1 protein-coding gene is annotated in these 364 nt (G+C 58.2%); it reads left to right on the forward strand.

The window, feature by feature from the left end; all coding sequences use genetic code 11:
- Positions 1-363, forward strand: a 363-nt coding sequence (locus AMS66_RS07585; RefSeq protein ID WP_144424439.1) for an SDR family NAD(P)-dependent oxidoreductase, incomplete at its 5' end; no start/stop codon positions are given.
- Between the last annotated feature and the right edge of the window lies 1 nt (position 364).

A 364-nucleotide genomic window follows, 5' to 3' on the forward strand; every position in this document is an offset into this window, starting at 1 on the left:
CAAGCGATGCTGCCGCTCCTTCGTGAAGCTCCGGCAGCACGTATCGTCAACGTTTCAAGCGGTTCGGGGTCGCTGACGTTAAACGCGGATCCGACTAATTCACATCGCGAGATGTTCGGCGCCGTTTACAGCCCCTCGAAGACCGCTCTCAACGCGATTACGCTAGCCTTCGCCATTGAACTCGAGTCGACAGGCATTAAGGTCAATGCGGTATGCCCAGGCTTCACGGCGACGTATCTCAACAACTTTGAGGGCACGGGCACCGTAGAGCAAGCCGCGCGACATCCCGTGCGTCTTGCGCTCCTCGACGAGGACGGTCCAACGGGCACATTCTCAAACGAAAGACGCCAACTCCCGTGGTGAT

Source organism: Paenibacillus xylanivorans, from assembly GCF_001280595.1.
Classification (GTDB): Bacteria; Bacillota; Bacilli; order Paenibacillales; family Paenibacillaceae; genus Paenibacillus; species Paenibacillus xylanivorans.